General features: G+C 59.9%; 25 protein-coding genes and 2 pseudogenes. 18 read left to right on the forward strand and 9 right to left on the reverse strand.

Annotation, left to right across the window (positions count from 1 at the left end; translation table 11 throughout):
* Positions 1-4 precede the first annotated feature (4 nt).
* The 3 genes from adhP (at position 5) to AB1462_RS18025 (ending at position 2,959) form a co-directional block, all read left to right on the forward strand.
* Complete coding sequence (gene adhP, locus AB1462_RS18015) at positions 5-1,039, forward strand: alcohol dehydrogenase AdhP (protein ID WP_259194755.1); 1,035 nt, start codon at positions 5-7, stop codon at positions 1,037-1,039.
* A 14-nt stretch (positions 1,040-1,053) separates the two neighbouring features.
* Positions 1,054-2,166, forward strand: a complete 1,113-nt coding sequence (locus AB1462_RS18020) for an NAD(P)H-hydrate epimerase (RefSeq protein ID WP_367247531.1) — start codon at positions 1,054-1,056, stop codon at positions 2,164-2,166.
* Between the two features lie 103 nt (positions 2,167-2,269).
* Complete coding sequence (locus AB1462_RS18025; protein WP_259194757.1) at positions 2,270-2,959, forward strand: dienelactone hydrolase family protein; 690 nt, start codon at positions 2,270-2,272, stop codon at positions 2,957-2,959.
* A 78-nt stretch (positions 2,960-3,037) separates the two neighbouring features.
* On the opposite strand, the gene AB1462_RS18030 is transcribed toward AB1462_RS18025, so the two are convergent.
* Positions 3,038-3,601: a GNAT family N-acetyltransferase gene (locus tag AB1462_RS18030; protein ID WP_090404190.1), complete on the reverse strand. Its 564-nt coding sequence runs from the start codon at positions 3,599-3,601 to the stop codon at positions 3,038-3,040.
* A gap of 209 nt (positions 3,602-3,810) precedes the next feature.
* Between AB1462_RS18030 and AB1462_RS18035 the strand changes: the two genes are divergently transcribed.
* From AB1462_RS18035 to AB1462_RS18045, 3 genes are all read left to right on the forward strand, one after another.
* Entirely contained in the window at positions 3,811-4,371 is a 561-nt protein-coding gene (locus AB1462_RS18035) for a nitroreductase family protein (protein WP_090404188.1), read from the forward strand.
* A 66-nt stretch (positions 4,372-4,437) separates the two neighbouring features.
* Positions 4,438-5,322 carry a universal stress protein gene (locus AB1462_RS18040; RefSeq protein ID WP_090404186.1) on the forward strand — a complete coding sequence of 295 codons (885 nt, stop codon included), beginning with the start codon at positions 4,438-4,440 and terminating at the stop codon, positions 5,320-5,322.
* A gap of 117 nt (positions 5,323-5,439) precedes the next feature.
* Positions 5,440-5,694 (forward strand): Lpp/OprI family alanine-zipper lipoprotein, encoded by a 255-nt coding sequence (locus tag AB1462_RS18045; protein WP_367247532.1) that lies wholly within the window; start codon positions 5,440-5,442, stop codon positions 5,692-5,694.
* A gap of 185 nt (positions 5,695-5,879) precedes the next feature.
* Here AB1462_RS18045 and arcD read toward each other — a convergent pair whose 3' ends face one another.
* A complete protein-coding gene (gene arcD, locus AB1462_RS18050) occupies positions 5,880-7,370 on the reverse strand; it encodes an arginine-ornithine antiporter (RefSeq protein ID WP_367247533.1) in 1,491 nt (496 codons plus the stop codon).
* A gap of 257 nt (positions 7,371-7,627) precedes the next feature.
* Here arcD and AB1462_RS18055 point away from each other — a divergent pair.
* From AB1462_RS18055 to AB1462_RS18065, 3 genes and pseudogenes are all read left to right on the forward strand, one after another.
* A pseudogene (locus AB1462_RS18055) lies at positions 7,628-7,766 on the forward strand (LysR family transcriptional regulator); the annotation flags it as partial.
* Positions 7,764-8,372 carry a dTMP kinase gene (locus tag AB1462_RS18060; RefSeq protein WP_367247595.1) on the forward strand — a complete coding sequence of 203 codons (609 nt, stop codon included), beginning with the start codon at positions 7,764-7,766 and terminating at the stop codon, positions 8,370-8,372. The pseudogene AB1462_RS18055 and the gene AB1462_RS18060, both read left to right, overlap by 3 nt.
* 190 nt (positions 8,373-8,562) lie before the next feature.
* Positions 8,563-9,153, forward strand: coding sequence for a hypothetical protein (locus AB1462_RS18065; RefSeq protein WP_367247534.1), 591 nt, complete (start codon positions 8,563-8,565; stop codon positions 9,151-9,153).
* Between the two features lie 83 nt (positions 9,154-9,236).
* On the opposite strand, the pseudogene AB1462_RS18070 reads toward AB1462_RS18065, so the two are convergent.
* The 5 genes and pseudogenes from AB1462_RS18070 to AB1462_RS18090 form a co-directional block, all read right to left on the reverse strand.
* Positions 9,237-9,617: pseudogene (locus AB1462_RS18070) on the reverse strand (response regulator); the annotation flags it as partial.
* 2 nt (positions 9,618-9,619) lie between these two features.
* Positions 9,620-10,906: an ATP-binding protein gene (locus AB1462_RS18075; RefSeq protein WP_315336033.1), complete on the reverse strand. Its 1,287-nt coding sequence runs from the start codon at positions 10,904-10,906 to the stop codon at positions 9,620-9,622.
* Positions 10,907-10,959: 53 nt separating this feature from the next.
* A complete protein-coding gene (locus AB1462_RS18080) occupies positions 10,960-11,571 on the reverse strand; it encodes a chemotaxis protein CheC (RefSeq protein ID WP_090404107.1) in 612 nt (203 codons plus the stop codon).
* Positions 11,571-11,930, reverse strand: a complete 360-nt coding sequence (locus tag AB1462_RS18085; protein ID WP_090404105.1) for a response regulator — start codon at positions 11,928-11,930, stop codon at positions 11,571-11,573. Before AB1462_RS18085 ends, AB1462_RS18080 begins: the two co-directional genes overlap by 1 nt.
* A gap of 228 nt (positions 11,931-12,158) precedes the next feature.
* Positions 12,159-13,772, reverse strand: coding sequence for a methyl-accepting chemotaxis protein (locus AB1462_RS18090; protein WP_090404102.1), 1,614 nt, complete (start codon positions 13,770-13,772; stop codon positions 12,159-12,161).
* A 152-nt stretch (positions 13,773-13,924) separates the two neighbouring features.
* Here AB1462_RS18090 and AB1462_RS18095 point away from each other — a divergent pair, with 152 nt between their 5' ends.
* Positions 13,925-15,136, forward strand: coding sequence for a multidrug effflux MFS transporter (locus AB1462_RS18095; RefSeq protein WP_259194764.1), 1,212 nt, complete (start codon positions 13,925-13,927; stop codon positions 15,134-15,136).
* Positions 15,137-15,250: 114 nt separating this feature from the next.
* Entirely contained in the window at positions 15,251-16,108 is an 858-nt protein-coding gene (locus AB1462_RS18100; RefSeq protein ID WP_090404098.1) for an SDR family oxidoreductase, read from the forward strand.
* A gap of 15 nt (positions 16,109-16,123) precedes the next feature.
* Here AB1462_RS18100 and xerC read toward each other — a convergent pair whose 3' ends face one another.
* Positions 16,124-17,038, reverse strand: coding sequence for a tyrosine recombinase XerC (gene xerC / locus AB1462_RS18105; RefSeq protein ID WP_367247535.1), 915 nt, complete (start codon positions 17,036-17,038; stop codon positions 16,124-16,126).
* A gap of 107 nt (positions 17,039-17,145) precedes the next feature.
* Entirely contained in the window at positions 17,146-17,958 is an 813-nt protein-coding gene (locus AB1462_RS18110; protein ID WP_259194766.1) for a M949_RS01915 family surface polysaccharide biosynthesis protein, read from the reverse strand.
* A 514-nt stretch (positions 17,959-18,472) separates the two neighbouring features.
* Here AB1462_RS18110 and arnC point away from each other — a divergent pair.
* Genes arnC through AB1462_RS18145 form a run of 7 tightly spaced genes read left to right on the forward strand, consistent with a single transcriptional unit; the run spans position 18,473 to position 26,158 of the window.
* Complete coding sequence (gene arnC / locus AB1462_RS18115; protein WP_367247536.1) at positions 18,473-19,504, forward strand: undecaprenyl-phosphate 4-deoxy-4-formamido-L-arabinose transferase; 1,032 nt, start codon at positions 18,473-18,475, stop codon at positions 19,502-19,504.
* Positions 19,501-21,492, forward strand: a complete 1,992-nt coding sequence (gene arnA / locus AB1462_RS18120; RefSeq protein ID WP_367247537.1) for a bifunctional UDP-4-amino-4-deoxy-L-arabinose formyltransferase/UDP-glucuronic acid oxidase ArnA — start codon at positions 19,501-19,503, stop codon at positions 21,490-21,492. The genes arnC and arnA overlap by 4 nt, the downstream gene beginning before the upstream one ends.
* Positions 21,492-22,376 carry a 4-deoxy-4-formamido-L-arabinose-phosphoundecaprenol deformylase gene (gene arnD, locus AB1462_RS18125; protein ID WP_367247538.1) on the forward strand — a complete coding sequence of 295 codons (885 nt, stop codon included), beginning with the start codon at positions 21,492-21,494 and terminating at the stop codon, positions 22,374-22,376. Before arnA ends, arnD begins: the two co-directional genes overlap by 1 nt.
* Positions 22,373-24,028, forward strand: a complete 1,656-nt coding sequence (gene arnT / locus AB1462_RS18130) for a lipid IV(A) 4-amino-4-deoxy-L-arabinosyltransferase (RefSeq protein WP_367247539.1) — start codon at positions 22,373-22,375, stop codon at positions 24,026-24,028. Before arnD ends, arnT begins: the two co-directional genes overlap by 4 nt.
* A complete protein-coding gene (gene arnE / locus AB1462_RS18135) occupies positions 24,025-24,372 on the forward strand; it encodes a 4-amino-4-deoxy-L-arabinose-phosphoundecaprenol flippase subunit ArnE (protein WP_090404086.1) in 348 nt (115 codons plus the stop codon). Before arnT ends, arnE begins: the two co-directional genes overlap by 4 nt.
* Positions 24,369-24,782, forward strand: coding sequence for a 4-amino-4-deoxy-L-arabinose-phosphoundecaprenol flippase subunit ArnF (gene arnF / locus AB1462_RS18140; protein ID WP_090404084.1), 414 nt, complete (start codon positions 24,369-24,371; stop codon positions 24,780-24,782). The genes arnE and arnF overlap by 4 nt, the downstream gene beginning before the upstream one ends.
* Positions 24,779-26,158, forward strand: coding sequence for a UDP-glucose/GDP-mannose dehydrogenase family protein (locus AB1462_RS18145; RefSeq protein WP_090404082.1), 1,380 nt, complete (start codon positions 24,779-24,781; stop codon positions 26,156-26,158). Before arnF ends, AB1462_RS18145 begins: the two co-directional genes overlap by 4 nt.
* Position 26,159: the final 1 nt, after the last annotated feature.

A 26,159-nucleotide genomic window follows, 5' to 3' on the forward strand; every position in this document is an offset into this window, starting at 1 on the left:
CGTGATGAACAACAAAATGTTGGCCGCCGTGGTCGAGGCGTTTGGACAACCCTTGGTGATGCGTCACCTCGACATCCCGGTACCGGGGCCAGGGATGATCCTGATTAAAGTGGAAGCCTGCGGGGTGTGCCACACCGACCTGCATGCGGCGAAGGGCGATTGGCCGCTCAAGCCCGCGCTGCCGTTTACCCCTGGGCACGAGGGCATCGGCATCGTCGTGGCATTGGGCGAAGGCGTCACTGCCGTACAGAAGGGCGAACGCGTCGGCGTGCCGTGGCTTTATTCGGCCTGCGGTCATTGCGAATACTGCCTGCAAGCCTGGGAGACCGTCTGCGCCAAGGCGGAGTTTGGTGGCTACACACGCAACGGCGGCTTTGCCGAGTACATCCTGGCCGACCCTGAATATGTCGCGCACATCCCCGCCGGGCTGGCGCCGTGCGAGGCGGCACCGATTATTTGCGCGGGGGTGACGACCTACAAAGGCATCAAGGAAGCGGATGTGCGGCCCGGCCAGTGGATTGTCATTTCCGGGGTTGGCGGCTTGGGCCATCTGGCGGTGCAGTATGCCAAGGCCATGGGGTTGCGGGTGTGCGCCGTGGACATCGACGACCGGAAACTGGCCCATGCGACTCAACTGGGCGCAGACGCCGTTGTGAACGCCAAAAGCGCCGACCCGGTGGCCGCTGTGATTGCCGCGACCCAGGGGGGCGGCCATGGCGTGCTGATTACCGCGCCCTCGCTTGGCGCGTTCAAGCAGGGGGTGGCGATGACGCGCAAACTGGGCACCTGCGTACTGGTGGGCCTGCCACCTGGCGAATTCCCCATGGCGTTGTTCGAGGTGGTTGCCAACTGCATCACCGTGCGAGGCTCGTTCGTGGGCAATCGCCAGGACATGGCCGAAGCGCTGGCATTTGCCGCTGAGGGCAAGGTTAAGGCCGATATTGAGTTGCAACCACTGTCGGCGATCAACCAAGTGTTCGAGCGCCTTGAACACGGTGATGTACCCTCTCGGGTGGTGATTGATTTCAGTGCCGATTGAGGACAGGAATACCCATGAGTACGGTTGCGACGGGCTGGCGGCAGAACGCCTTGTTGACGGTGCGCGAGATGGCGGAGGCTGACCGGCTGTCGGTCGTTGCGGGTGTGTCGTCATTCGCGTTGATGAGCAATGCCGGTGCGGCGGTCGCAGGCGAAATCGCGCGCCGCTGGACACCCAGGCCGCTGGTGGTGCTCAGCGGGCCGGGCAACAACGGCGGTGACGGCTTTGTCACCGCCCAACGGCTGGCCGAGGCTGGCTGGCCGGTGACCCTGGCCATGTGGGGCGATCCCGCCGCTCTGAAAGGCGAAGCGAGGCAACATGCACAACGCTGGCAGGGCGAGGTCAAGGCCCTGAGCCCGTCGGTGCTGGAAGGGGCGCACCTGATCGTCGATGCGCTGTTCGGCGCGGGTCTGAGCCGCGCACTGGAGGGGCCGGTGCTCGACACCCTGGCCGCAGCCGGCCGTGGCCACGCGCCGATTATCGCGATCGATACACCCAGCGGCGTGATGGGCGATACCGGTGAAGCCCTGGGTGCCGTAGCGGCGGCTGTGACGGTGACGTTTTTTCGTAAAAAGCCAGGGCATCTGCTGTCTCCGGGTCGGACACTGTGCGGCGAGGTCATCGTCGCCGACATTGGCACCCCCGATGCAGTACTTGATGCCATCGCCCCCCAGGCATTCGAGAACCATCCGGCGTTGTGGATGGCCGATCTGCCGCGCGCCGGAACTGAGGAGCGGGCACTGCAGGGCCACGGCGTGCTGATCGTTCACGAGGCCTCGTTGCCACGCGAGTCTGGAGGCATGGGCGACACGCTTACCCGCATGCGTGCCGATGCCCGGCGCCGCTCAGTAGTGGTGGTGATACAAGGCCGCGACACGGTCATCGCCGCGCCTGATGGCCGGGCCATTCTCCACTGTCCTGGGCCGTCGACCTTGACGGGGAAGGGCGCCGATGGGGTATTGAAGGCAATTATCCAACGGTTGCTGGCCCAGGGCATGCCGGGGTTTTCGGCGGCAGCGGCGGGGGTGTGGTTGCACTGTGTCGCCGCTGCCGAGTTGGGTGCCGGTTTACGCCCAACCGATTTGCCGCAGTGGCTGCCTGGCGTGCTCCGTCGGCTCTACGACTGATTTGAGCGCGGATCGGCGAGGGCTTGATTTTTATCAAGGGCCCCCTGTCGCAAAAAGGCAATGTAGCCCGCAGAGACTTCAGCTAGACGAAGGTATTCACCTCATGGCTTCTCCTGTTGGCGCGTCAGGCTCCGAGCTGCAATACAGAAAGTTCAACTTTGCCGGCTTCGAGCTGGCGGGGGATTTGCGATTGCCACAAGGGACCGAATGCCTGGTCATCCTGGTTCACGCCAGTGGCGGCGGGCATTCAAACCCGCGTAACCACTATATCGCCGAGTATTTGGCGCGCCATGGCATGGGCACGTTGGTGGTGGACCTGCTGACGAGAACAGAGCAACGCTGGGATAACCTGACCGGTGTGCTGCGCTTCGATATCCCACTGCTCGCCGATCGACTGACCCTGGTCATAAACGCCACTGCCCGCGACGCTGAATTACGCAAGCTGCGTGTGGGTCTGTTCGGCGCCAGTACGGGCGCGGCGGCGGCAATGGTTGCCGCCGCCCGCTCGTCCACTGTGCGGGCAGTCGTCAGTCGAGGAGGGCGCACCGATCTGGCGGCCCAGGCATTGCCCCTGGTCAACGCCCCGACCTTGCAAGTGGTGGGCGCAGACGACCCGATGATACTGCGCCTGAATGCGCAGACCAGCCAGACATTGCACTGCACACAACGCCTGGAAGTGGTCAAGGGCGCAACACACCTCTTCAAGGAACCCGGTGCCCTGGCGGACGTGGCGCGGCTCACGGGCAGCTGGTTTGAACAATACTTGTACAAGGAGGCCGCCTGCACTTCTTAGCCTTGGCAGTGCAAAACGCAACCACCAGGCTGTCCTGGCTTGACCCTGGACGAGGCCCCCGCATGTTGGCGACCCCGTTCAGAGTGTCAGCTCATGAACCAGGCGTTCGAAATCCTGCCCCAGATACACCGATGTGAAACCCAGTTGCTTGTACAAACCATGGATCGGGTAATCGGTCGACAGGTTCGTCGAACACAATGTGCGCAAGCCCTCGCGTCTTGCGGTGTCGATCAGATGCCCCAGCAATAAACGCCCCAACCCCTTGCGTTGCCAGCCTTCGGCAACGGCAACCGCGCACTCGCAGCGCTCATCCGCGAAACGCTTATAGCGGCTGACGCCGATGACCTGCAACTCGCCTTCATGGTGGATCAGTGCCACATAGCCACGGCTGACCTCCGCGGAGAGGCTCAGCAGCGCATCGATGATGCGCTCGTCGACACGAGTGACCGCCCCCAAAAAGCGAAATCGCAGCGACAGGGGCGATAAGCGCCGAAAAAACACCAACAGACGCATGCGGTCTTCCACCGACAGCGGGCGAATAAGCACAGGCGTGCCGTCGCGCAATTTCTCCAGCCAATGCTCCGAAGGCGGCGCTTTATCCATCTCGGCGATCAGGGCGGCAGTGTGTGGATTAGCGAACATGGGAATCTCCAGCGCAGTGCAGGCGGTCGGGTCAGGCGCGGCAAGTACCCGCTTGATCACACTGCGTGCTAGGCGAGACGGGCGTGTTGATTAATGTCAAACAGTGCCATGGCCCACTGATCTGTATGGCTGGGACTTAGTTGATAAAAGTCAAGGTTGCCACTGCCACATCGGAGAAGCTGAAAGTATTCCTATCAAGGCATACCCCCATGAATGTGAACAAAGCCATTTCCGGCCGGCGCTCGACACGTGACTACACGCCGGCAGCGGTCGATGAAAAAGTCCTCTGCCGTTTGATCGACGCCGCCATGCAGGCGCCGAGCGCGATGAACCAGCAACCCTGGACGTTCACCGTGATTCGTGACCAGGCGCTGCTGGATCGGATTTCCCGTGAAGCCAAGGCTCGCTTGCTTGCCACGACGCCCGTGGGGTCGCACTCCAGTCACTTCCAGTCGTTGCTTAGCGATGACAGCTTTCAGATCTTCTACCACGCGCCGTCGCTGGTGCTGATCTCGGGTAACGCCCCCGATCAATGGGTGGTCGAAGACTGCGCCCTGGCCGCGCAAAACCTGATGCTGGCGGCCTACGCCGAGGGGTTGGGCACATGCTGGATCGGCTTCGCCCAGGGCTTTCTGAATACACCCGAGGGCAAGCACATGCTGGGCTTGCCCGTGGAATGGACGCCGGTGGCGCCGATTATCGTGGGCCATCCACTGTCTGCGCCCGTGCCCGTCGCACGCAAGGCACCTGAGATCCACTGGATAGGCTGAACCGAGGACAATTGTCTGTGGGTTTCCTGACGTGGATCAGATTTTCAATCCCTCTGGAGTCGAATCATGAGCCAATACACATGCTTATTACTGATCATCAATCCTGCCCTGCGCGACTCCCCGGCGATCAGCCATGCAGCCGCCCTGGCCAAGGCCAGTGGTGCTAGCCTGCACATTGTCGCGCTGACAAAGCCTTTGGACATCCTGTCGTTGCTTGACGACGACGTGCGGGAAAATGCCCATGCCGCCTACCTTCAGGATCATCGCGACTGGTTGAACCGCCAGGCCGGCAATCTTCGTGCGCTCGAGATTGATGTAACGGCGCAGGCGACTTGGGCCGATGACATCAAGCAAGACATCCTCGATTACGTCACGGAAATGAAGCCCGATCTTTTGATCAAACAAGTGCAGCGCGAATCCGCCTTGAAACGCGCGTTCTTCACCCCTCTGGACTGGCAGTTGCTGCGTGAGTGCCCGGTTCCGGTGTACCTGGTAGGCGGGGGTGGCCATGCCTTGCCACGCCTGGTTGTGGCGGCGGTTGATGCCTCGGATGTTCAATCGATCAACAGCGAGCTGAATGATCGCATCGTCGAGCAGGCCACCAACCTGGCGTTGCAATGCGATGCCGAACTGCACTTGCTGTATGCCTGCGATATCTCCGCGCTCTACATGACCGATATGGGCGGCCTGGCACTATCCGACCTGATGGAGGATCTGCAGAGCACCGAGAAAGTCAGGTTTCTGGAACTGGCGCAACGCTATGGCGTTCCCGCGGATCGTTACCACTTCATCCTGGGCAATCCCGTCTCGGTGTTAAGTGAGTTCGCCACCCGACATCAAGTGGATGTGATCGTGATGGGCAGGGTCCAGTATCAAGGCCTGGAGAAGCTGTTGGGCAGCACGACCGAGCACGTCTTGTACCAGGTACCGTGCAGCATTCTAGCGATCTGATGAGGTGAGCCGTTGAGTAGGCGGTTCTTGATAAAAGTCAGAGCCTTGTCCTTTGGGCGCCGGATACTTTGAGCCGCAGCAGGCTCTTTCCTGCCGTTAATCTCAAGGAGTATCCCCATGAATAAGCGCTTATCCGTTGTATTGCTCAGCATCCTTCTGGCGGTGTCGGCCGGTTGCAGCAACAAGCACACAAAAGAAGTGGACGCGCGCCTGGACTCCGCCCAAAGCAATGCCTTGTCGGCAAAGGCCATGGCTGATGAGGCGTATTCGAAAGCGGAACAGGCAGCGATTGCGGCCAGTCAGGCGCAAAGCACGGCGGATCAAGCCAACGATCGCGCCAGCCGTATGCTTGAAAAGGCAAGCCGCAAGTAGGGAAGGGGTGCAGCACCCGGCACATTGCCGGGCTTGCTGCGGTGTTCGCCGGGGCCGCGCGTGACCAGCATGGCAGGCTTCAGGCGGACAAAAAAAACCTTACTCCTTCTCAGGTTGACGACGGGCCGTGAGCCTATGGTCCACGGGCCGCCAAGACAGAACAAAGGTACGAAAGGCTGCCTGCCCTACAAGGTCAGCGTTGCGCTCCACAGCATCCAGCCGGCATAGGCCGCGGCCGCCCAGATGATGATCAACAAGCCCGTTTCAGGACCGCTCAACGGTTGGCCCTGGCGGGCCTTCATGCTGCCCAGGTAGATCAACGAACCGGGCGCGTAGAGGAGGGCGCTGAGCAACATGTATTTCGGCCCGGCGGCGTAGAGCAACCACAGGCAATACGCCGTGGCGACCGTCGCAATGGCCATGTCGCGTATTTGCACGGCGCGGTGGCCGGCGTAGGTTTCACCCTGCCAGGTCAATTTCAATGCATACAGGCCGCTGAACAGGTATGGCAGCAGGATCATCGAGGTGGCCAGGGAGATCAGCGCGAGATAGCTGGCGCTCGAATACAGCGTCAACAGCAGGAACACTTGAATGCAGCCGTTGGTGAGCCACAGCGCGTTGGCGGGCACGCCTTGGGTGTTCTCCACGGCAAGCGCCCCCGGCATGACCTTTTCCTTGGCGGGCGTGAACACTGACTCGGCCGCCAGGAGGGTCCAGGCGAGCAGGGCGCCGCCGACTGAAACAATCAGGCCGATGCTGATCAACACCGCGCCCCAAGGCCCCGCGACGACCTGCAGCACGCCAGCCATCGACGGATTTTTCAGGGCGGCGAGTTCCGGTTGTTTGAGCACGCCCAGGGACAACAACGACACGGCTATCAGCAACACCAGGGTGATGACAAAACCGATCACCGTGGCGCGCCCGACGTTGGCACGCTCCGCCGCACGAGCAGAAAACACGTTGGCGCCCTCGATACCGATGAACACCCAGACGGTGACCAGCATGGTGCTTTTGACTTGATCGAGAGTGCTGCCCAAGGTGGACGCGCCCCAGAAGTCGACACTGAACGTCTCGCGCTGGAACGCCGCGATCACCAGGCCGATAAACAGCAGCAACGGTACGATCTTGGCCACCGTCGTCAGCGCATTGGCCCGCGCAGCGGTGCGCATGCCCCTGAGGATCATCCAGTGCAGCGACCACAACACCACGGACGCACCAGCGATGGCCGCTTTGTTGTTGCCTTCGCCAAACAGCGGAAAGAAGTAACTCAGTGCCGCGAACAGGATCACCAGGTAACTGACGTTGCCGATCCACGCACTGATCCAGTAACCCCAGGCGGAATTGAAACTCAAGTAGTCACCGCCGAGTGCACGGGCGTAGGCAAACACGCCGTTGTCCAGGGCAGGCTGGCGGTCGGACAGGGTCTGATAGACCAGGGCCAACGACAGCATGCCGACACCGGTGATCAACCAACCAATCAGAATGGCGCCTGCACCTGCGCTGGCGGCCATGTTTTGCGGCAGACTGAAAATGCCGCTGCCGATCATCGAGCCGACCACCAGGGCAACCAGCAGGCTAAGTGACAAACGTTTGGGCTCTACCTTTCGCACGCTGCCCGCAGACGACTGGGCAACAGGCGGGACAACCGGTTGGGTGCCTTGCAAATGCGTAGCCATGGGGAATCTCCACGAAACGAGCGTTTCTGCACCCTTCGAACGTGAGGGGGCGACTGCTGCGTTTAATGTCTGCGTGAAGACCCCGCGTCGGATTGATTTAGATCAGATAGGGCAAAAACAGGGGACAAGGCGCTGTCAGCGGACAATCCGTCAGGTCCTATCCCCATATTGACGAAGTGGGTGTCGTTCTTCTCTGCGGCAACCATTTCCCGATTCAGGTGAATCCCGTCGTCGACTTACCAAAGGGCGATGTCATAATTGGCCGGGTAACCCTGGCGTGTATTCCTACTGCTGCTTTCTATTTCTTGCCTTCCGTCATTTGCCTGTATAACGAGCGCCAATAAGGGGCTTGAAGCGGTGCTGCGGGAAGAAGCCAACTTCGGTATCAACATAATGAATCGTCCGCTGTTTGTTTCTCTAGATGGACCCAAGGGGACCGGTAAAACCACGCTGTTGGAAGCCGTTACGAAAGTACTGAGGGCAGACAACAAAAAGGTGATCCGACTTTGCGAGAAAAAAAGCGATCCCTACCGGGAGGGAACTATGGCCCTGGTTAACACGCTCGCCAGAAGTCCCTCCCGGGAGTTGGAGCTGCGGGTCTGTGAACGCTTGGCGGATAGCCGTACCTGGATTTCCCAGCATGTGCTGGCTAAACAACCACCAGACAGCATCATCCTGATCGATCGCTGGTACCCGTCTGATGCCGCGTTTCGCCGGATAATTCCGTTTGCAGAGATCCTGCAGTTGAACATTGATCGAAACGTGCGAGTCCCAGACCTGCATGTCGGGATTGTCACCGCGCCTGATATTTCATGGGCGAGGGCCGCGGCACGACGGCGCGGGCTGAGCAGTACCGTGATCCATAAGCTGGAAGAACATGTCGCTTGCACCAAGGCATTCGAGCGAGCAATTGCAGATCACGGTTGGGTGTTATGCCGTAATGAAGGAACGATCGAAGACGCAACGATGCAGGTGATTTCCGCGATCTATAGAGTCCTATAGATGCACGCCGTCGAATCAGTGAGTTACGAGCTCATACAACCTAGTACATGATTTAACATAATATACATTATGCGTAGCTAAGGAGCGGTCAGTCCTAGCCTTGGGTCACCATCCTGCACGCACGCTCATACCGTCCGCTCCTCAATCCGTTCATGGTATTGTCGAACCCGAATTCTGAGGATTGCCGTTCATGCTCTTCTATCATTTCACTCATGCTGCTGCCGTCGACCTTATTCTTCAGAACGGTATTAATACCGGGGTCGCTCCGTTTCAAGTCAAGCAGAAACCCGCAGTGGTTTCGTTGACCTCGGTGCTAAATTCTGCGAACCATGGTTTGCTAACCGGACAATATTTGACGGAGAGTCAATCACCTGAATTCGCTGAAGTGTCTAAATCTTTCCCGTGGCTTGTCACAGGCCAGTCACCACATCGCTCAATTCAATTGTTTGACCAAACTGAAGCTGTTCTTGAAATAGACATAAATCCGCAAGACCCCAAGTTGCTCTCTTATAGCGACTATATTGATCTCGTGCTGCCGTTGAACGGGCTAAATAAAAGCGAGAAAAATCATGTGAAAGCTCGTGGGATTGTCACTGCTCGCTATCCGCTCGGGCAAAACCATCTGGTTATGAAGCGCTTATTAAAAGAAGTAAGCGATTTGCAGTACTGCGGCGCGATTAAAGACCCTGATTGGTTTTTCTATAGCGGGTCCATCGCTTGCAGCATGATCGTCTCGGTTAAAATCCGAAACAGTGTAGGGATTTATACCAAAAAGATATAACTCAACTAAATGACTATTTAGTTGAGTTATATAGTCGACTGAACATTCGGATCGTGACGATCACTGCTCACTCTCTTCATTTCCAAAGCCTGATCGAGAGTGAGCTTCAGCTCTTCATCATTCCAGGGCTTGCTGATGTAGCGGAAAATATACCCGTCGCTGAGCGCTTGGGTAATCATGCTCATATCGGCATAACCGGTCAGCAGGATATTCATGCAGTGCGGATTGCGCTTATGCACCTCGCGCAGCAAGGTTGGACCGTCCATGTGCGGCATGCGCGCGTCACAGACGATCAGGTCTATAGGGTGTTGTTCGAAAAGACTCAGCGCCTGCGCCCCACTCGTGGCCAGGAGCAAGTCGTAAGGCTTTGAGCGCAGTAAACGTCTGAGGCTGTTGAGGATACTTTCTTCATCATCCACCAGCATGACGGTGTAGCGTTTTACGCAGAAAGAGAGCGTGTCCATGATCAGCGTCCTTCAGTGGCGTAAGTTGAGACGTCCTGTGTCTTGGGCTGGCGTAGTGGTAACCACGCGCGGAAGCGACTCCCCCTGCCCGGCTCGCTTTCGACGGTGAGCCTTCCATGGTGCTTGACCATGATGCTGTACGACAACGACAGGCCAAGGCCCGACCCCATGCCCACCGGTTTGGTTGTGAAGAACGGTTCGAATATCCGGTTCTGGATTTCAAGGGGGATGCCATGACCGTTGTCGGCGATCTCGACGAACACTCCGCCGTCTTCCCTCCCGCTACTGATGGTGATTTCGCCGTCGGCGCCCACGGCATGGCTGGCATTGATGAGCAAGTTCAGGAAAACCTGATTGATTTGTGAGCCCATGCATTCGATGGGCTCGACATCGCCGTAGCATTTGATCACCTGAGCCTTGAACTTGATCTCGTTCCAGATAACGTTGAGGGTGCTATCGAGCCCCTTGTGCAGATCGGCCAACTGCCATTCGTAACTGTCGACATGGGAGAACTCACGCAGGTCCTTGACTATGCGGGTGACCCGGTCAAGACCGTCGGCCGACTCGGCAAGCAGGTCGTCGATGTCCTGACGCATGAAGGTGTAATCCATCTTGTCGCGCATGATCGCCAGCTCGGGATGAGCATTGGCATGTCCTTCGTCTGTCGCCTGCTCATGAGCTTCGAGCAGCGCGAAGATGTCCACGAGATAACGACGCAGGCTGTTGACGTTGGAGCAAACAAAGCCGATCGGGTTATTGATCTCGTGGGCCACGCCCGCAGCCAGTTGCCCTATCGCCGCCATCTTCTCGGACTGCAACAACTGCGCCTGTGCATCTTCGAGCCGCGCGATAAGCAGCGCCTGGGCGCCCTTTTCTTCTTCCAGCAGCTTGTTGAGGTGCGTCAACTCGAGTTGGCGGGCAGCCGTGTCAGTCGTGTCACTGATGGCCAGGCCCACGCCAAGATTGCTGCCATCGGCGTCCTGCACGGGGAAAAAGGTGCAGTTCTGATACATGAGCCGGACCATGCCACTGATGGGCCGGGTGCTTTCGAAATTGAACAGGTGCGGCCGTTGCTGCCATGAAGTGAACGCAAAGTTTTGCAGGGTGACGACGCTGTTGATCTTCTGCCGGGTCCAGACCTCCGGTAGCTCCGGAAAGGCTTCAAACAGCGTACGGCCGACCAATTCTTCAGCGCTGCGGCCACTGTTGATGGACATAAAGTGATTGGAAAACAGCACTTTGCAGTCCTGGTCGACCAGCAGCACACCCATGTTGATGGCCTTGAGCATCGACTCAAGGGTTTCCCGGGAGATTGCCTTGCTGTCTGTCATGAGAGATCCCTTCAAAGCTCGTCCAGCAAACGATCGATGGCCCGAACGACAACGCCTGCTGTGCGTTCAGTGATGCAGATCAGCAAGTCGCAGGAGAATTGATGAGCCTCAACCTCGAAACGGATTTCCAACACCATCGCAAGGTGTTCATTCAGGTTCAATTCATCCAGTGCATTCGCTTCCTGTTCCCTGTGGACGAGAATGGATGGCGCGTCATAACTCACTTGAGTCGCCACCTGCCTTGCCAGGCCACTGATGCAGGCGCCGGTCAGGATGTTGGTGACATCAAGCATCAACTCATCCTGCTGGGCCAGGCCGCCGCCCTTGTAGCCCAGCAGTTCGGCCAGTTCATCTGCCCCCATGGAGCCAAAGCACACGAACACTTCTCCGCGCAGCTCCCCCAGGAACGACTGGCGGGTGACGATCATGAAGCTTCGGCGCAGATGCTCCGGAATCGCCAGGTTATTTTGTTCCCGGATCAGCGGGTGAATAAAAGGAACCGAAAGCGTCACCATGGTATTGGTCAGCAGGGCCAGTCGCTCGGCCGCCTGTCCCATGGCGATATTCATCAGTTCCTGCAAGGCATCACGTTGGTCTTCGGTGAGCTCGGCCAAGGTTTCCATCAAAGCACTCCTATGACGTGCAAAGCACTGAGTACGGCTTCTGAAGTAACCGGCTTGGCGACGAATGCAGCCGCGCCCAGATCGAATACGCGCTGCCTGGCCAGGGGCTGGATATCTGCGCTGATCACCACGACAACCACATTGGCGTCTTCGCGCTTGAGCGCCTCCAGGGTCTGGAAACCGTCCATGACGGGCATGGTGAGGTCGAGAAAAAGCAGATCGACCAACCCGGCGTGGTAGGCCTCCATCACCTCGGCACCATTACAGGCTTGGCGAACATCTTCGGTCAGTGATTCTGGCAGGGAGCGCAAGACCATCTTGCGCGACATGGATGAGTCATCGGCGATTAGAACTTTCATGGTGCACTCCACAGGTATGAAGTGTCCTGCGGCCTAAGCCGAGGCCGGAGACATCAAGATTCGATTAAATCTTCCAATCACTCTAGCTCGCCATATAGCAAAGAGCCATCAGGAAATCCTGATATTGCCCTAATGATTTGCGAAACCTGTAGGGATTTCCCTACAGGCCGCCAAGCGCCGGCGCGAAGCTCAGTAACCACTCGCCGCCGTCCAGGCAGTTGAGCTGAGTTACAGGCTGAAGCGATCCACGGACTGCGACAACTTGCCGGCCAGGCCCGCCAACTGATCGGTGGTTGAGGCAGTTTCGCCGATGATGCGGCTGTTGTTTTCCGACATCCCGGCAATCATCTCCACCTGGTGGGAGATCTCGTTGCTGGCCAGGCTCTGTTCACCGATGGTGCGCGAGATGTCATTCACCAACTCGGTGGTATTCAGGGTGGCCTGCAGAATATCGCGGATCGCTCGTTCCACCTCCGCAGTCACCGCCATGCCTTTATCCACTTGGGTGACGCCCTCCTCCATGCTGGTCACCGCTTCCCGGGTGTTCTGCTGGATACGCCCGACCATGTTGGCAATTTCCTGGGTCGAGGCACTGGTACGGCCCGCGAGGCTGCGCACTTCATCGGCGACCACCGCAAAGCCGCGCCCCTGTTCGCCGGCGCGGGCGGCTTCAATCGCGGCGTTCAGGGCCAACAGGTTGGTTTGGTCAGCGATCCCCTTGATCACCTGGATAATGCTGTAGATCGCCTCGGACTCCTTGTCCAGCGTACGAATGACCTGAGCCGATTGCTGCGCTGAACGAGCGATGCCATCCATGTCCTTCACCACCTGGTGGATCACCCGGCCGCCATCCTTGGCCAAGGCTTCAGCCTGGTTGGCCATGTCCAGGGCGCGCCCGGCATGCCGGGTGATTTCCTCGATACTGGCGGTCATTTCACTGGCCGCTGCCGCCATGGTGCTGGCTGCCGCGCTTTGCTGCTGACTGCTGCCGGCAACGTCATGGCAGCCCTGGCTCAAGCGTTCGCTCATGCCATTGACGCCATGGGCGTTGCTGCGCACCACTTCGATCATGCCGCGTAGATCTCGCTGCATGGTAGCGAGGCTGCGGATCAAAGAACTGGCTTCGTCATTGCGCTTGGGTTCGACAATCGGCTCGCTCAAGTTGCCACGGGCGATGCTCGCGGCAATGCGACTGGCGGCCTGCAGCGGCCCCATGATGCTCAAGGTGACCCAGCGACCCTGGGCCAACAGCAGCAACAGGCTGGCAACCAACACCGCGCTCAGGGTGATGTTGGCGTTGCTGATGGTCTGCCGTGTGCCCGCGCCGGTCTGCTGGGTATTGGTTTCGATCAACTCACTCAGGGCCGCCATTTGATCTTCCAGGCGACTGAATGCGGTGTTGAAGCTCTCCAGCTCCCCACGGGCGGCTTCGGGATTATCCAACGCCAGGGCGACGATGCGCTCGCCGGCACTGATATAGGTATCCAGACTGGGCCGGATTTTTTCCAGGCTGGCCTTGAGCGTCTCGTTGAGCGGCAGCTTAAGGTTGTCACCCAGCACTTGACGGAAATGCTCGGCATGTTCCTTCAGCGAGCTGTTGACCTCGTCCTTGGTACTCGTGCTTTTGCCCAGGCCCACCAGCATGGCCGACAACACATCGGCGCGCAGGGCGTCGTGCATCATGTCGGCTTCCATATGGTTGCGCAGGATCGTCATGCTGACCTCGTTGTCCTCCACAGCACTCGCCATCCGGGTATTTCCCAGGTAACCGGCCAGGCTCATGAGCAAAGCCGCGAATACACCGGTCGCAATCAACAGTATCAAGCGTAATTTGATCGTCATGCCTGTATCCCCTGAACCGCCGGTTGGGGCCCCAACCGTTCGAGCGTCACTAGTACCGTTATCGGCACCCGTTGCCTGTTATTGAAGCCTAAGTTTAAGGATCTGCGCAGATCCCTTAAGCTGACCGACCTTTGCTCCGCCCGGAACCATGTATGTCTCGAAGTATTGCCCACCTCGCCCTGCTGCTGGGGTTGATCACCGCCGTTGGCCCATTCGCCATCGACATCTACCTGCCCGCCCTGCCAACCCTGGGCGCCAGCCTGCACGCTTCGCCGGCAGCGGTACAGATGAGCCTGACGGTGTTCTTCATGATCATCGGCGTGTGCCAGCTGTTCTACGGGCCGATCAGTGATGTGTTCGGGCGCAAGCCGCCGATTTATGCGGGGCTGGTGATCTTCGCCGTGGGCAGTATCGGCTGCGCGCTGGCGCCGACGATTGAAGTGCTGATTGGCTTTCGCGCCGTGCAGGCGTTCGGCGCCTGTGCCGGGATGGTAATCCCCCGTGCCATTGTGCGTGACCTGTACACCGGCCATGAAGCCGCACGGCTGATGGCCTTGCTGATGCTGGTGATGAGTGTCTCGCCGATTCTCGCGCCGCTGGCCGGCAGCCTGGTGATCTCGCTGTGGAGCTGGCGCGAAGTGTTTGCCGTGCTCGCGGTGGTGGCGGTGCTGTGCCTGGTGATGACGATGGTGCAACTGCCCGAAACCCACCCCGCCGAGCGCCGGCTGGGCAAGACATTGGGCACGGCGTTCAGCAGCTACGGCGCACTGCTGCGGGACCCGGTGTTCATCGGTTTATCGGTGGTGTGCGGGTTCGGACTGGCCACGTTCTTCGTGTTTATCGGCAGTGCGCCCTTCGTCTACATCGAATATTTCGGCCTCACGCCTACCCAGTTCAGCCTGTGTTTCGCCCTGAACGCCGCGTCGTTTTTCGCCATGAGCCAACTCACTGCGCGCTTGAGTGCGCGTTTCGGCCTGGCGCCGCTGATTCGTTGGTCAGTGGTCGCGGTAGCCGTCGTAATGGTGCTGCTGGCCGCCAGCACGCTATGGGTCGATAGCCTGGCGGTGATGATGTCGTTGCTGTTTATCGGCTTCGGTTTCCTTGGCCTGCTGTTGCCGGCGGCCGGGGTGTTATCCCTGGAGGACCATGGCGCTGTGGCGGGTTCTGCCTCCGCCCTGTTGGGTGCCATCCAGATGATCACCGCAGCCGTGTCCATGACCCTGGTCGGTGTGTTCGCCGACCACACACCGGCGCCGATGCTGATCGGTATCGCGCTGTGTGCGCTCGCGGCGATGCTCACCACGCTGTGGACCTTGCGCCGTCTGCCGGCGCACTTGCTGTCCAGCGCCCCACCCTCCTCCTGATCGGCGCCGACGATCTCGTGACCATTCGTCGGGCCTTGAAGGGATCCATCACAACTATCGCAGGCGGTAAAACAACTAATTCCATAGCACCCTTCAAGACCTATGGAGTTTGAAATGACTGACTACCCACGCCCACCCTTCGCCGCCCAGCCCCAGTCCGTGCCCGGTTCCCAGAAGAAAATGGACCCGTACCCCGACTGCGGGGAGCAGAGCTATAAAGGCTCTGGTCGGCTGGCCAACAAGATCGCCCTGATCACCGGTGCCGACAGTGGCATCGGCCGCGCGGTGGCCATTGCATTTGCCCGTGAAGGCGCCGACGTCGCCATCGCCTATCTGGACGAACACGAAGACGCCAGGGAAACCGCACGCTGGGTTGAAGAAGCGGGCCGCCAGTGCCTTTTGCTGCCCGGTGACATCGCGCAAAAAGCCAACTGCCAGGCGCTGGTCGACAAGACCGTGGAACAGTTCGGGCGCATCGATGTGCTGGTGAACAACGCTGCATTCCAGATGACCCACGAGACGCTCGAAGAGATCGAGGATGAGGAATGGGTCAAGACCTTCGATATCAACATCACCGCGATGTTTCGCATTTGCAAGGCCGCGCTGCCGCATATGAAGGCCGGCAGTTCGATCATCAACACCAGCTCGGTCAACTCCGACATGCCTAAGCCGACGCTGCTGGCCTATGCCGCCACCAAGGGTGCAATTGCCAATTTCACCGGCGGCTTGGCGCAGTTGCTGGGCAGCCAGGGCATTCGCGTCAACAGCGTGGCACCGGGGCCGATCTGGACGCCGTTGATCGTGGCGACCATGACCGACGACGACGTGAAGAGCTTCGGCAGCGAAACCCCGCTGGGCCGCCCCGGCCAACCGGTAGAAGTGGCGCCGATTTATGTGCTGCTGGCGTCGGATGAAGCCAGCTATATCTCGGGGTCGCGCTATGCGGTCACCGGTGGCAAACCTATTCTGTAAAATGGCGCTGATCGCCTACAAATCAAACCGATCCACGGCCCGCCGCCGCTCATTGTCGTCACGCACGTCATAGCTGGCGGTGGTCTGGATATTGGTGTGATGCGCGAGTTTCTGCGCAATCGACAGGTCATGCTCCTCAATCACTCGCGTAATGAACGAGCGACGGAAATCGTGGGGCATGATCTTTACGCCCACCTGCTCACCGCGCTGGCGGGCGATGTAGTAAATCGCGTGCTTGGTGATACGTTCCCGGGTGATATGGCTGCCCCGGCGTATGCGGTTGAACAGAAAGCTATCGTCCTGCTCGCCTTCCTTAAGCTGTTCGCGCCTGAAGGCCAACCAGGCCTGCAACTTGGCGAAAGCCCAGTCCGGGGCATATTTGACCAGCTCCTTATTGCCCTTGCCGATCACCCGCAGGCTGCGCTCATCGAAGTTGATCTGCGCGAGGTCGAGGTTGACCGACTCGGACTTGCGCATGCCCGAGCCGTAGAGGATGCCGATCACTGCCGCATCCCGCAGGCCCTGGGGGCGCAGATCGGCGGCGCAGACTTCCATCATTTCGCGGATCAAGGTACGACGCAGGTTGCGGCCCTGGCCCAGGCGCGTGCCAGGTGTGGCTTTGACCGTGCGCATTTTCAGCAGATGTTCCTGGCTGATCAGGCTCATGCGCCAGGCTTCATTCATCACCCCGCGCACCGCATTCACATACAGCGACGAGGTATTCGGCGCATAGCCGTCCTCGCGCAATGCCGCGACCAGGGCGATGACATGTTCGGGTTGCAGCAGGTGCCAGTCGATGTCTTCGAGGTTGATGTCGTCGAAGCCCAGGCGGTCGGCGGCATCCTGCAGCACGTAGCGCATGGTCAGTTGGCTGGAGGGGGCCAGGCGGGTGAGGTAGAGGGTCAGCGGATTGCGGATAGACTCAGTCAAGGTAAATCAGCCTTTGAATTAAATACCTCGTTCAACCCTTTGTTTAATCGAGGTATTTAGTGAATTGGCAGTCGCGAGTCTAACGCACCCGCGGCCGTGGCGCCAAATCACGGGGCTGTTTCGTCATCCTCGACAGGTTCCGGGGGCTGGGTCTGGGCCTGGCTCCATTCGGCGTCCTGTTTCTGCATCAACGCGAACCAGTGCTGGCGCATGAATGCGAGATAGGCATCCGGCGCCTTGGCAAAATCCTTCTCATCCCCATAGCAACCCGGCAACGGCAGTTCGGTGCCCTGCTCCTTGTACTGGCTGACCAGCGCCTGCTGCGCGGCCACGCTGCAATCCTTGGGCAGCGGCATGCCACGCAGGCCCCCGGCTTCTTCGTCCCACCAGGCTGCGCCCACCCGGTCGACCCCGCGCAGACGGTACTTCTGCGACTTGCCGACATGCATGATGAGCTTGAATTCATTGGGGCTGACATCGCTGGTGCAGGTGCGCGAATAGCCCACCGTGGCCTGGGTGAGGCCATCGCCATTGAGGTCGGTGACCTTGGTCGCGGCCATGTCGAAGCGCAGCGCCGCATCGAACTGGCAATGCTGTACGTCGTCGTAGAGCATCCACATGCGCTTGGGGCGGTCACCGTCGATCAGGTAGTGGGCCGCGTAGACAAATGCCGACTGGGTACCATCATCCTCGCGCTCACTGACTTGCTCGGAGAGCACCAGCAGGTTCTTGCCCTGACGGTCGTCCCAGGTATAGGCGGCGACCTGCCGGCCGCGTACTTCAACACCCTCAGGCACTTGAGCGAGTGCGGTAAGTGCCACGCCATCATCTGCGCGTGCGGTCGTGACGCAGGCCACTGTCATCAACAATCCGATCAAAACGGGCCGCCATTGGCCGCCTATACGCTGCACGCTGTTCATCCGAGTACCCTGGCAAGAGATGGCTTACTTTACCGGCACTTGAGGGCCAATGCAGAGAAGATTCTTCAATATAAATGCGCAGCGGGCAGTCGCGCGGCACGATCCAGCAATGAGCGTCCTTCAAACCCGGCCTGCAACATGCAAACCGTTCCTGTTTCGCCCAATAAATAATGCCCTCAATGGCTTAGTTGTTTAGCTGAACACTAGCTGTCTACCTGTCAAATAAACGAGTTTTTCATCTGGCTTTCATATTCGTTCAACATTTTTACGCTTAATCTTGGGCCCAGGACTTGAGAACGAACCGCGCTGTGCCAACTAACTCCTTGATTCCGCTTTACCTTTGTGGATTTTGGTCTTTACTCCCTTATGCCCATGGAAGCCCCCCAATAACCCACCAGGACGGTCGGATGAACATCCTAAATCCACGCCAGGTTTAACCAAGCGCCTGCCTGTTCGGCCATTGATTGCTGTTGTCTTACGCGCCAAGTTGCTCTAACCCTGAGGTCATGAATCTTTGAAACCCTACCCTATTCATTGCGTGTCGATCGTTATCCCGGTCTACAACGAACAAGAAAGCCTGCCTGAATTGCTGCGTCGCACGACGACGGCCTGCAAGCAACTGGCCTACGAATACGAAATCATCCTGGTGGATGACGGTAGCCGCGACAACTCCGCCCAAATGCTCGAAGACGCCGCCGCTGAAGACGGCAGCAACGTGGTGGCGGTAATCCTCAATCGCAACTACGGGCAGCATGCGGCGATCATGGCCGGTTTCGAGCAGTGCCGGGGCGAAGTGGTGATTACCCTCGACGCCGACCTGCAGAACCCTCCTGAAGAAATCCCACGCCTGGTGGAACAAGCCGCCCTGGGCTACGACGTGGTCGCCACCGTGCGTAACAACCGCCAGGACTCGGCGTTTCGCCGCTGGCCTTCGCGCCTGATCAACCTCGCCGTGCAACGCTCCACCGGCGTGGCCATGAGCGACTACGGCTGCATGTTGCGCGCTTACCGCCGCACCATCGTCGACGCCATGCTCGCCTGCCGCGAGCGCAGCACCTTTATCCCGATCCTGGCCAACGGCTTTGCCCGTCACACCACCGAGATCCTGGTGCACCACGCCGAGCGTGAACACGGCGAATCGAAATACAGCGCCATGCGCCTGATCAGCCTGATGTTCGACCTGTTGACCTGCATGACCACCACCCCGTTGCGCCTGTTGTCCATTGTCGGCTTCAGCCTCGCGGGCCTGGGCGTGCTGTTCGCCTTCGCGCTGATCATCCTGCGCCTGGCCTTCGGTGCCCAATGGGCTGGCGATGGCATGTTCGTACTGTTCGCGGTGTTGTTCGTATTCACCGGCGGCCAGTTCATCGGCATGGGCCTGCTGGGTGAATACCTCGGCCGCATGTACAGCGACGTGCGCGCCCGCCCACGCTTCTTTATCGAAAAAGTGCTGCGCAACACACCGGCAGCACCGGCCCCGGTCGTCGTCGTTGACGGCCTTGCCTCCTCCCATACCTCCACTTCTGCCGATCAGGTTCAGTCATGAGTTCAAAAGCTGTTGTATTCGCGTACCACGATATTGGTTGTGCAGGCATCGAAGCACTGCTCAACACGGGCTACGAAATTGCTGCCGTGTTCACCCATGCCGATGACCCCAAGGAAAACAATTTCTACGGTTCCGTCGCCCAACTGTGCGCCCGCAACGGCATCCCGGTGCACGCACCGGAAGATGCCAACCACCCGCTGTGGATCGAGCGCATTGCCAAGCTGAACCCGGAATACATTTTCTCCTTTTATTACCGCAACCTGCTGAGCGAGCCGCTGTTGGCCACCGCCAGCAAAGGCGCGTTCAACCTGCATGGCTCGCTGCTGCCTAAATACCGTGGCCGCGCCCCGGCCAACTGGGTGCTGGTCAACGGCGAAACCGAAACCGGCGTGACCCTGCACCGCATGGTCAAGCGCGCCGATGCCGGCGCGATCCTGGCCCAGCAAAAAGTTGTGATCGAGCGCACTGACACCGGCCTGACCCTGCACGCCAAATTGCGTGATGCGGCGACCAGCCTGCTGCGCGACGCCCTGCCGCAACTGGCTGCGGGCAAGCTGACTGAAACGGCCCAGGACGAAAGCCAGGCCACCTGCTTCGGTCGCCGCACGGCCGCCGACGGCAAGCTGGAGTGGAAAAAACCGGCTGAAGAACTGTTCAACCTCGTACGTGCGGTGACTCAACCGTACCCGGGCGCCTTCTGCTCTGTCGGTGAGCACAAGCTCATCGTCTGGCAAGCCGAAGTGGTCAAGGGCAACGAAGGCCTGGCGCCGGGCCGTGTGATCAGCGTCAACCCGCTGCGCATCGCCTGCGGTGAAGACTCCCTGGTGGTCAAGTTCGGCCAGCGCAACGACAACGGCCTGTACCTGGCCGGTCCGTCCCTGGCCAACGAACTGGGCCTGGTCGACGGCTCCGTGCTGCGCGGTGCCGAGTCCGGCCGCAAGCCGCGCCGTACCCGCGTGCTGATCCTCGGTGTGAACGGTTTTATCGGTAACCATCTGTCCGAGCGCCTGCTGCGTGATGACCGTTATGAAGTCTACGGCCTGGACATCGGCTCCGACGCCATCGAGCGCCTGCGCAGCCACCCGAACTTCCATTACGTCGAAGGCGATATCAGCATCCACACCGAGTGGATCGAGTACCACATCAAAAAGTGCGACGTGGTCCTGCCGCTGGTGGCCATCGCCACGCCAATCGAGTACACCCGTAACCCGCTGCGCGTGTTCGAGCTGGACTTCGAAGAAAACCTCAAGCTGGTGCGCTACTGCGTCAAGTACAACAAGCGCGTGATCTTCCCGTCGACCTCCGAAGTCTATGGCATGTGCCAGGACCAGTATTTCGACGAAGACACCTCCAACCTGGTGGTCGGCCCGGTCAACAAGCAGCGCTGGATCTACTCGGTCTCCAAGCAACTGCTGGACCGCGTGATCTGGGCCTACGGCGCCAAGGGCCTGAACTTCACCCTGTTCCGTCCGTTCAACTGGATGGGCCCGCGCCTGGACCGCCTGGATTCGGCGCGTATCGGCAGCTCCCGTGCGATCACCCAGCTGATCCTGAACCTGGTGGAAGGTACGCCGATCCGCCTGTTCGACGGTGGCGAGCAGAAGCGCTGCTTCACCGACATCGCCGACGGTATCGAAGCCCTGGCGCGCATCATCGATAACGACAACGATGCCTGCAACGGCCAGATCATCAACATCGGCAACCCGGAAAACGAAGCCAGCATCCGTCAGTTGGGCGAAGAGCTGCTGCGTCAGTTCGAAGCACACCCATTGCGCAGCAACTTCCCGCCGTTCGCCGGTTTCCGCGATGTAGAAAGCAAGGCGTTCTACGGCACCGGTTACCAGGACGTGGCACACCGCAAGCCAAGCATCGAAAACGCCAAGCGCCTGCTGAACTGGGAGCCGACTGTGGAGATGAGCGAAACCATTGGTAATACGCTCGATTTCTTCCTGCGTGAAGCCATGCTTGAAATTGCGGACAAGAAGTAATGGAGGCAGGTCTTCGCATCGACGTCGACACCTACCGCGGCACCCGTGAAGGTGTGCCACGGTTGCTCGAATCCCTGGATGAGGCCGGGGTAAAAGCGACGTTCTTCTTCAGTGTCGGGCCGGACAATATGGGGCGCCACTTGTGGCGCCTGATCCGCCCGCAGTTCCTGTGGAAGATGCTGCGTTCCAACGCTGCCGGCCTGTACGGCTGGGACATCCTGCTCGCCGGCACTGCCTGGCCGGGCAAACCGATCGGTCGTGACCTGGGGCACTTGATGCGCCAGGCCAAGGCGGCGGGCCATGAAGTCGGCCTGCACGCCTGGGATCACCACGGCTGGCAGGCCAACACCGGGCGTTGGAGCGATGCACAGCTGGTCGAGCAGATTCGACGCGGCGTGGAGACCCTGAGCGACATCCTGGGCGAACGCATCGACTGTTCGGCGGCCGCCGGTTGGCGTGCCGACGAGCGTGTGGTGCAGGCCAAGCAAAGTTTCAACTTTCGCTACAACAGCGATTGCCGGGGTTCCAGCCTGTTTCGGCCGACATTGGCCGATGGCAGTGCGGGTACGCCACAAATTCCGGTGGACCTGCCGACCTTCGACGAAGTCGTCGGGCCGGTGGTGGCCGCCAAAGACTTCAACCGCTTCATTCTTGACCGGTTTGCCGACTCGAAGCTGAACGTCTACACGATCCACGCAGAAGTAGAAGGGATTCTGATGGCCAACGATTTTCGCCAGTTGCTCGCCCAGGCAGGGCAGCGCGGCATCGACTTCAAACCGCTGGGCGACTTGTTGCCTGCGGACCTGACCAGCCTGCCCCAGCAGCACCTGGTGCGCGGCGCATTGAGCGGCCGTGAGGGTTGGCTTGGAGTGCAACAGGCATGATCCGGCGTTGGGCCTTGCCCCTGCTCCTGTTGGCGTTCGGTGTGTTTTATCTGTTGCCGCTGGCCACCCATGGTCTGTGGATTCCGGATGAAACCCGCTACGCGCAGATCAGCCAGGAAATGCTGCTGACCGGCAAGTGGGCCTCGCCGCATTTCATGGGGATTCGCTACTTCGAAAAACCCGCTGCCGGGTACTGGATGATCGCGCTGGGCCAGGCGATCTTCGGGCAAAACCTGTTTGGCGTGCGCTTCGCGTCGGCGTTGAGCACCGGCTTGAGCATCCTGCTGGTGTACCTGGTGTCGCGCCGGCTGTGGAATGACCCGCAAAAAAGCCTGGTCAGCAGCGTGCTGTACATGAGTTTTGTCAGCGTGGCGGCCTTGGGCGGTTATGCCAACCTCGATCCGCAGTTCACGTTCTGGGTCAACCTGACCGGCGTTGCGCTGTGGTTCTGCTTCGACAGCACCACCCGCAACGGCCGCCTGGGAGCCTGGGCGCTGCTCGGTTTTGCCTGTGGCATGGGCTTTATGACCAAGGGCTTCCTGGCGTGGCTGTTACCGGTGTTGATCGCCCTGCCCTACGCGATCTGGCAGAAGCGCTTTCGCGAACTGCTCGGTTACGGCCTGGTCGCCGTGGTCGTGGCGATTGTGGTGAGCCTGCCTTGGGCCCTGGCCGTGCACCTGCAGGAGCCGGACTACTGGAACTTCTTCTTCTGGCATGAACATATCCAGCGTTTTGCCGGCGACGATGCCCAGCACGCCGAGCCGTTCTGGTATTACCTGCCGCTGCTGATTGCCTTCTGCCTGCCGTGGATTGCGCTGTTGCCGTCCACCCTGAAACAGGCGTGGCAGGAAAAGCGCGCGGCGAAAACCGCCTTCCTGTTGCTGTGGCTGCTGATGCCGCTGGCATTTTTCAGCCTGGCCAAAGGCAAGTTGCCCTCTTACATCATGCCGTGCCTGTTGCCGCTGGCGTTGTTGATGGGCCACACCCTGGCCGACAAACTGGCCCAGGCTCACGGTCGTGTGCTGCGCATCAACGGCTGGCTCAACCTGATAATCGGCACGCTGGCCTTGCTCGCGCTGACCTGGTTCCAACTGAAAAAACCAGTGTATGAGCACGGCAGTGAAACCCTCAGCCTGGTGCTGGTGTTTGTCTTCCTGTTCGGCTGGATCGTTGCCAACCTGCTGCAAGCGTCGCGCCCGCTGCACTTGTGGGCGGCGCCGGTGGTCGGCAGTTGGTTGCTGGTGGCGTTGGTCCCGGCCGCATTGCCCCACTCGGTGGTTTATAACAAGACCCCGGACCAGTTCATCATCGATCACCTCCAGGAGCTGAGCCAGACCAGCGCGTTGCTCAGCAACGACCTCGGCGCGGCCTCCGCCCTGGCGTGGCGCGTCAAGCGCCCGGACGTGACCCTCTATAACACCGTCGGCGAAGTGAAATATGGCTTGGCCTTCGACGATGCGACCCATCACAAGGTCGACACCACGCAGGTCCAGCAATGGATGAGCGACGCGCGTAAACACGGCGCGGTCGGTGTGGTGATGCGCGTCAAGGGTGACGACGAAATCGCCGAAGTGGACTTGCTGCCCAAAGACGGCAAGCGCTACGAGCAAGGCAATATCGTGATCCTGGTGTTCCCGCAGGTTGCGCCATGATCACACTGTGCCTGTTGTTGGCCGCCTGCCTGCTGACGTGCATGGGCCAGGTCTCGCAAAAGTTCGCCGTGGAGGGCTGGCGCGACCAGCCCGACGGTTGGGCGCTGAAGCTGCGCTCGCCGTGGTTATGGTCTGCCCTGCTGTGCCTGGGTTTTGGCCTGTTGGTGTGGTTGCTGGTGTTGCAGCGCCTGGAAGTCGGCATCGCCTATCCGATGCTCAGCCTCAATTTTGTCCTGGTCACGCTGGTAGCGCGCTTTGTGTTCAAGGAACACATCGACACACGGCATTGGCTGGGCGTGGTGCTGGTAATCGCCGGTGTGGTGCTGTTGGGGCGCCAGGTATGAGCCGCGTGCGTGGTTTTGCCCTGGCCCTGGGCAGCGTTGGCCTGGTCAGCGCCGCCCAACTGGGCATGCGCTGGAGCATGACGCGCCTGCCCTTGCCCACCGAATGGCTGACAGCGTTCAACAGCAACGCCATCGACTTCGCCGCATTGGGCGTGGTGAGCCTGGCAATCCTCGCCTATGCGCTGTCGATGCTCTGCTGGCTCGGTGCCCTCAAGCACCTGCCCCTGGGCCGTGCCTATTCGCTGCTGAGCATCAGCTACGCGCTGGTGTACCTGCTGGCCGCCAGCCTGCCGGTGTTCAACGAACATTTTTCGCTCTCGAAAACCCTGGGGGTGGCCTTGGTCATCCTCGGTGTGCTGGTCATTAACTCTCGCCGTGCTAGCGCTGCAAGCGCCAGGAATGCCCCATGAAAATCAGTGTATTTGGTAGTGGTTACGTCGGTCTGGTGCAGGCCACTGTGTTGGCCGAAGTCGGTCACGATGTCATCTGCATGGACGTCGATCAGAACAAGGTCAAGCTCCTGCAGCAAGGCCATGTGAGCATCTTCGAGCCGGGGCTGGCGGCCATGGTCAAGGAAAACCTGGAGAGCGGGCGCCTGCACTTCACCTTTGACGAAAAACTCGCCGTCGAACACGGCGAAGTGCTGTTTATCGCGGTGGGGACGCCGTCGGATGAAGACGGCTCGGCCGACCTCAAGTACGTGCTGTCGGTGGGCGACGCGGTAGCCCGTCACCGCATCGACCCGGTGATCCTGGTGGAAAAATCCACCGTGCCCGTGGGCACCGGCGACACCCTGCGCGCCCACATCGAAAAATCCCTGCGCCTTGCCGGCCGGCATCTGGAGTTCGATATTGTCTCCAACCCGGAATTCCTCAAGGAAGGCTCTGCCGTTTCCGACTGCCGCCGTCCGGACCGCATCATCATCGGTTGCGAGCGTGAAGAGGTGCGCGATGTGATGCGCGACCTGTACGCGCCGTTCAACCGCAACCATGACCGTATCATCTTCATGGACCTGCGCAGCGCCGAGCTGACCAAATACGCCGCCAACTGCATGCTGGCCACCAAGATCAGCTTTATCAACCAGATCGCCGAGCTGGCCGAACACCTGGGCGCCGACATCGAAGCCGTACGCCTGGGCATCGGCGCCGACTCGCGCATCGGCTACCACTTTATCTACCCCGGTTGCGGCTACGGCGGCTCGTGCTTCCCCAAGGACATGCGTGCCTTGATCCACAGCGCCAAGCAGGCCAACTGCTCCAGCGACCTGCTGGAAGCCGTGGAAGCCATCAACCAGCGCCAGAAGAGCAAGCTGTTCGACCGTATCAATGCGTTCTTCAAGGGCAACCTGCGCGGCAAGACCTTTGCCCTGTGGGGCCTGGCGTTCAAGCCCAACACCGATGACATGCGCGATGCGCCCAGCCGCGTGCTGATGGAAGCCCTGTGGGCTGCCGGCGCCAACGTCCGTGCGTTCGACCCGGAAGCCATGCAGGAAACCCAGCGCATCTACGGTGACGAAGAGCGGCTGATGCTGATGGGCACGCCGGAATCCACGCTGGTCGGCGCCGATGCGCTGATCGTCTGCACCGAATGGCAGCAGTTCAAGGCGCCGGACTTCGACCTGATCCACCAGCGTCTGAAAACCCCGGTGATCTTCGACGGCCGCAACCTGTACGACGGTGAACGCCTGGCGCGCAAAGGCTTCCAGTACTACCCGATCGGCCGTGGCGATTCCTGCCACTTGCCGATTCCCCAGCAACAGTGGCTACCTCAGGTCGTGGAAGCCTGAT

It is taken from the genome of Pseudomonas sp. SB113 (genome assembly GCF_040754745.1).
In the GTDB taxonomy this organism is placed as follows: Bacteria; Pseudomonadota; Gammaproteobacteria; order Pseudomonadales; family Pseudomonadaceae; genus Aquipseudomonas; species Aquipseudomonas grimontii.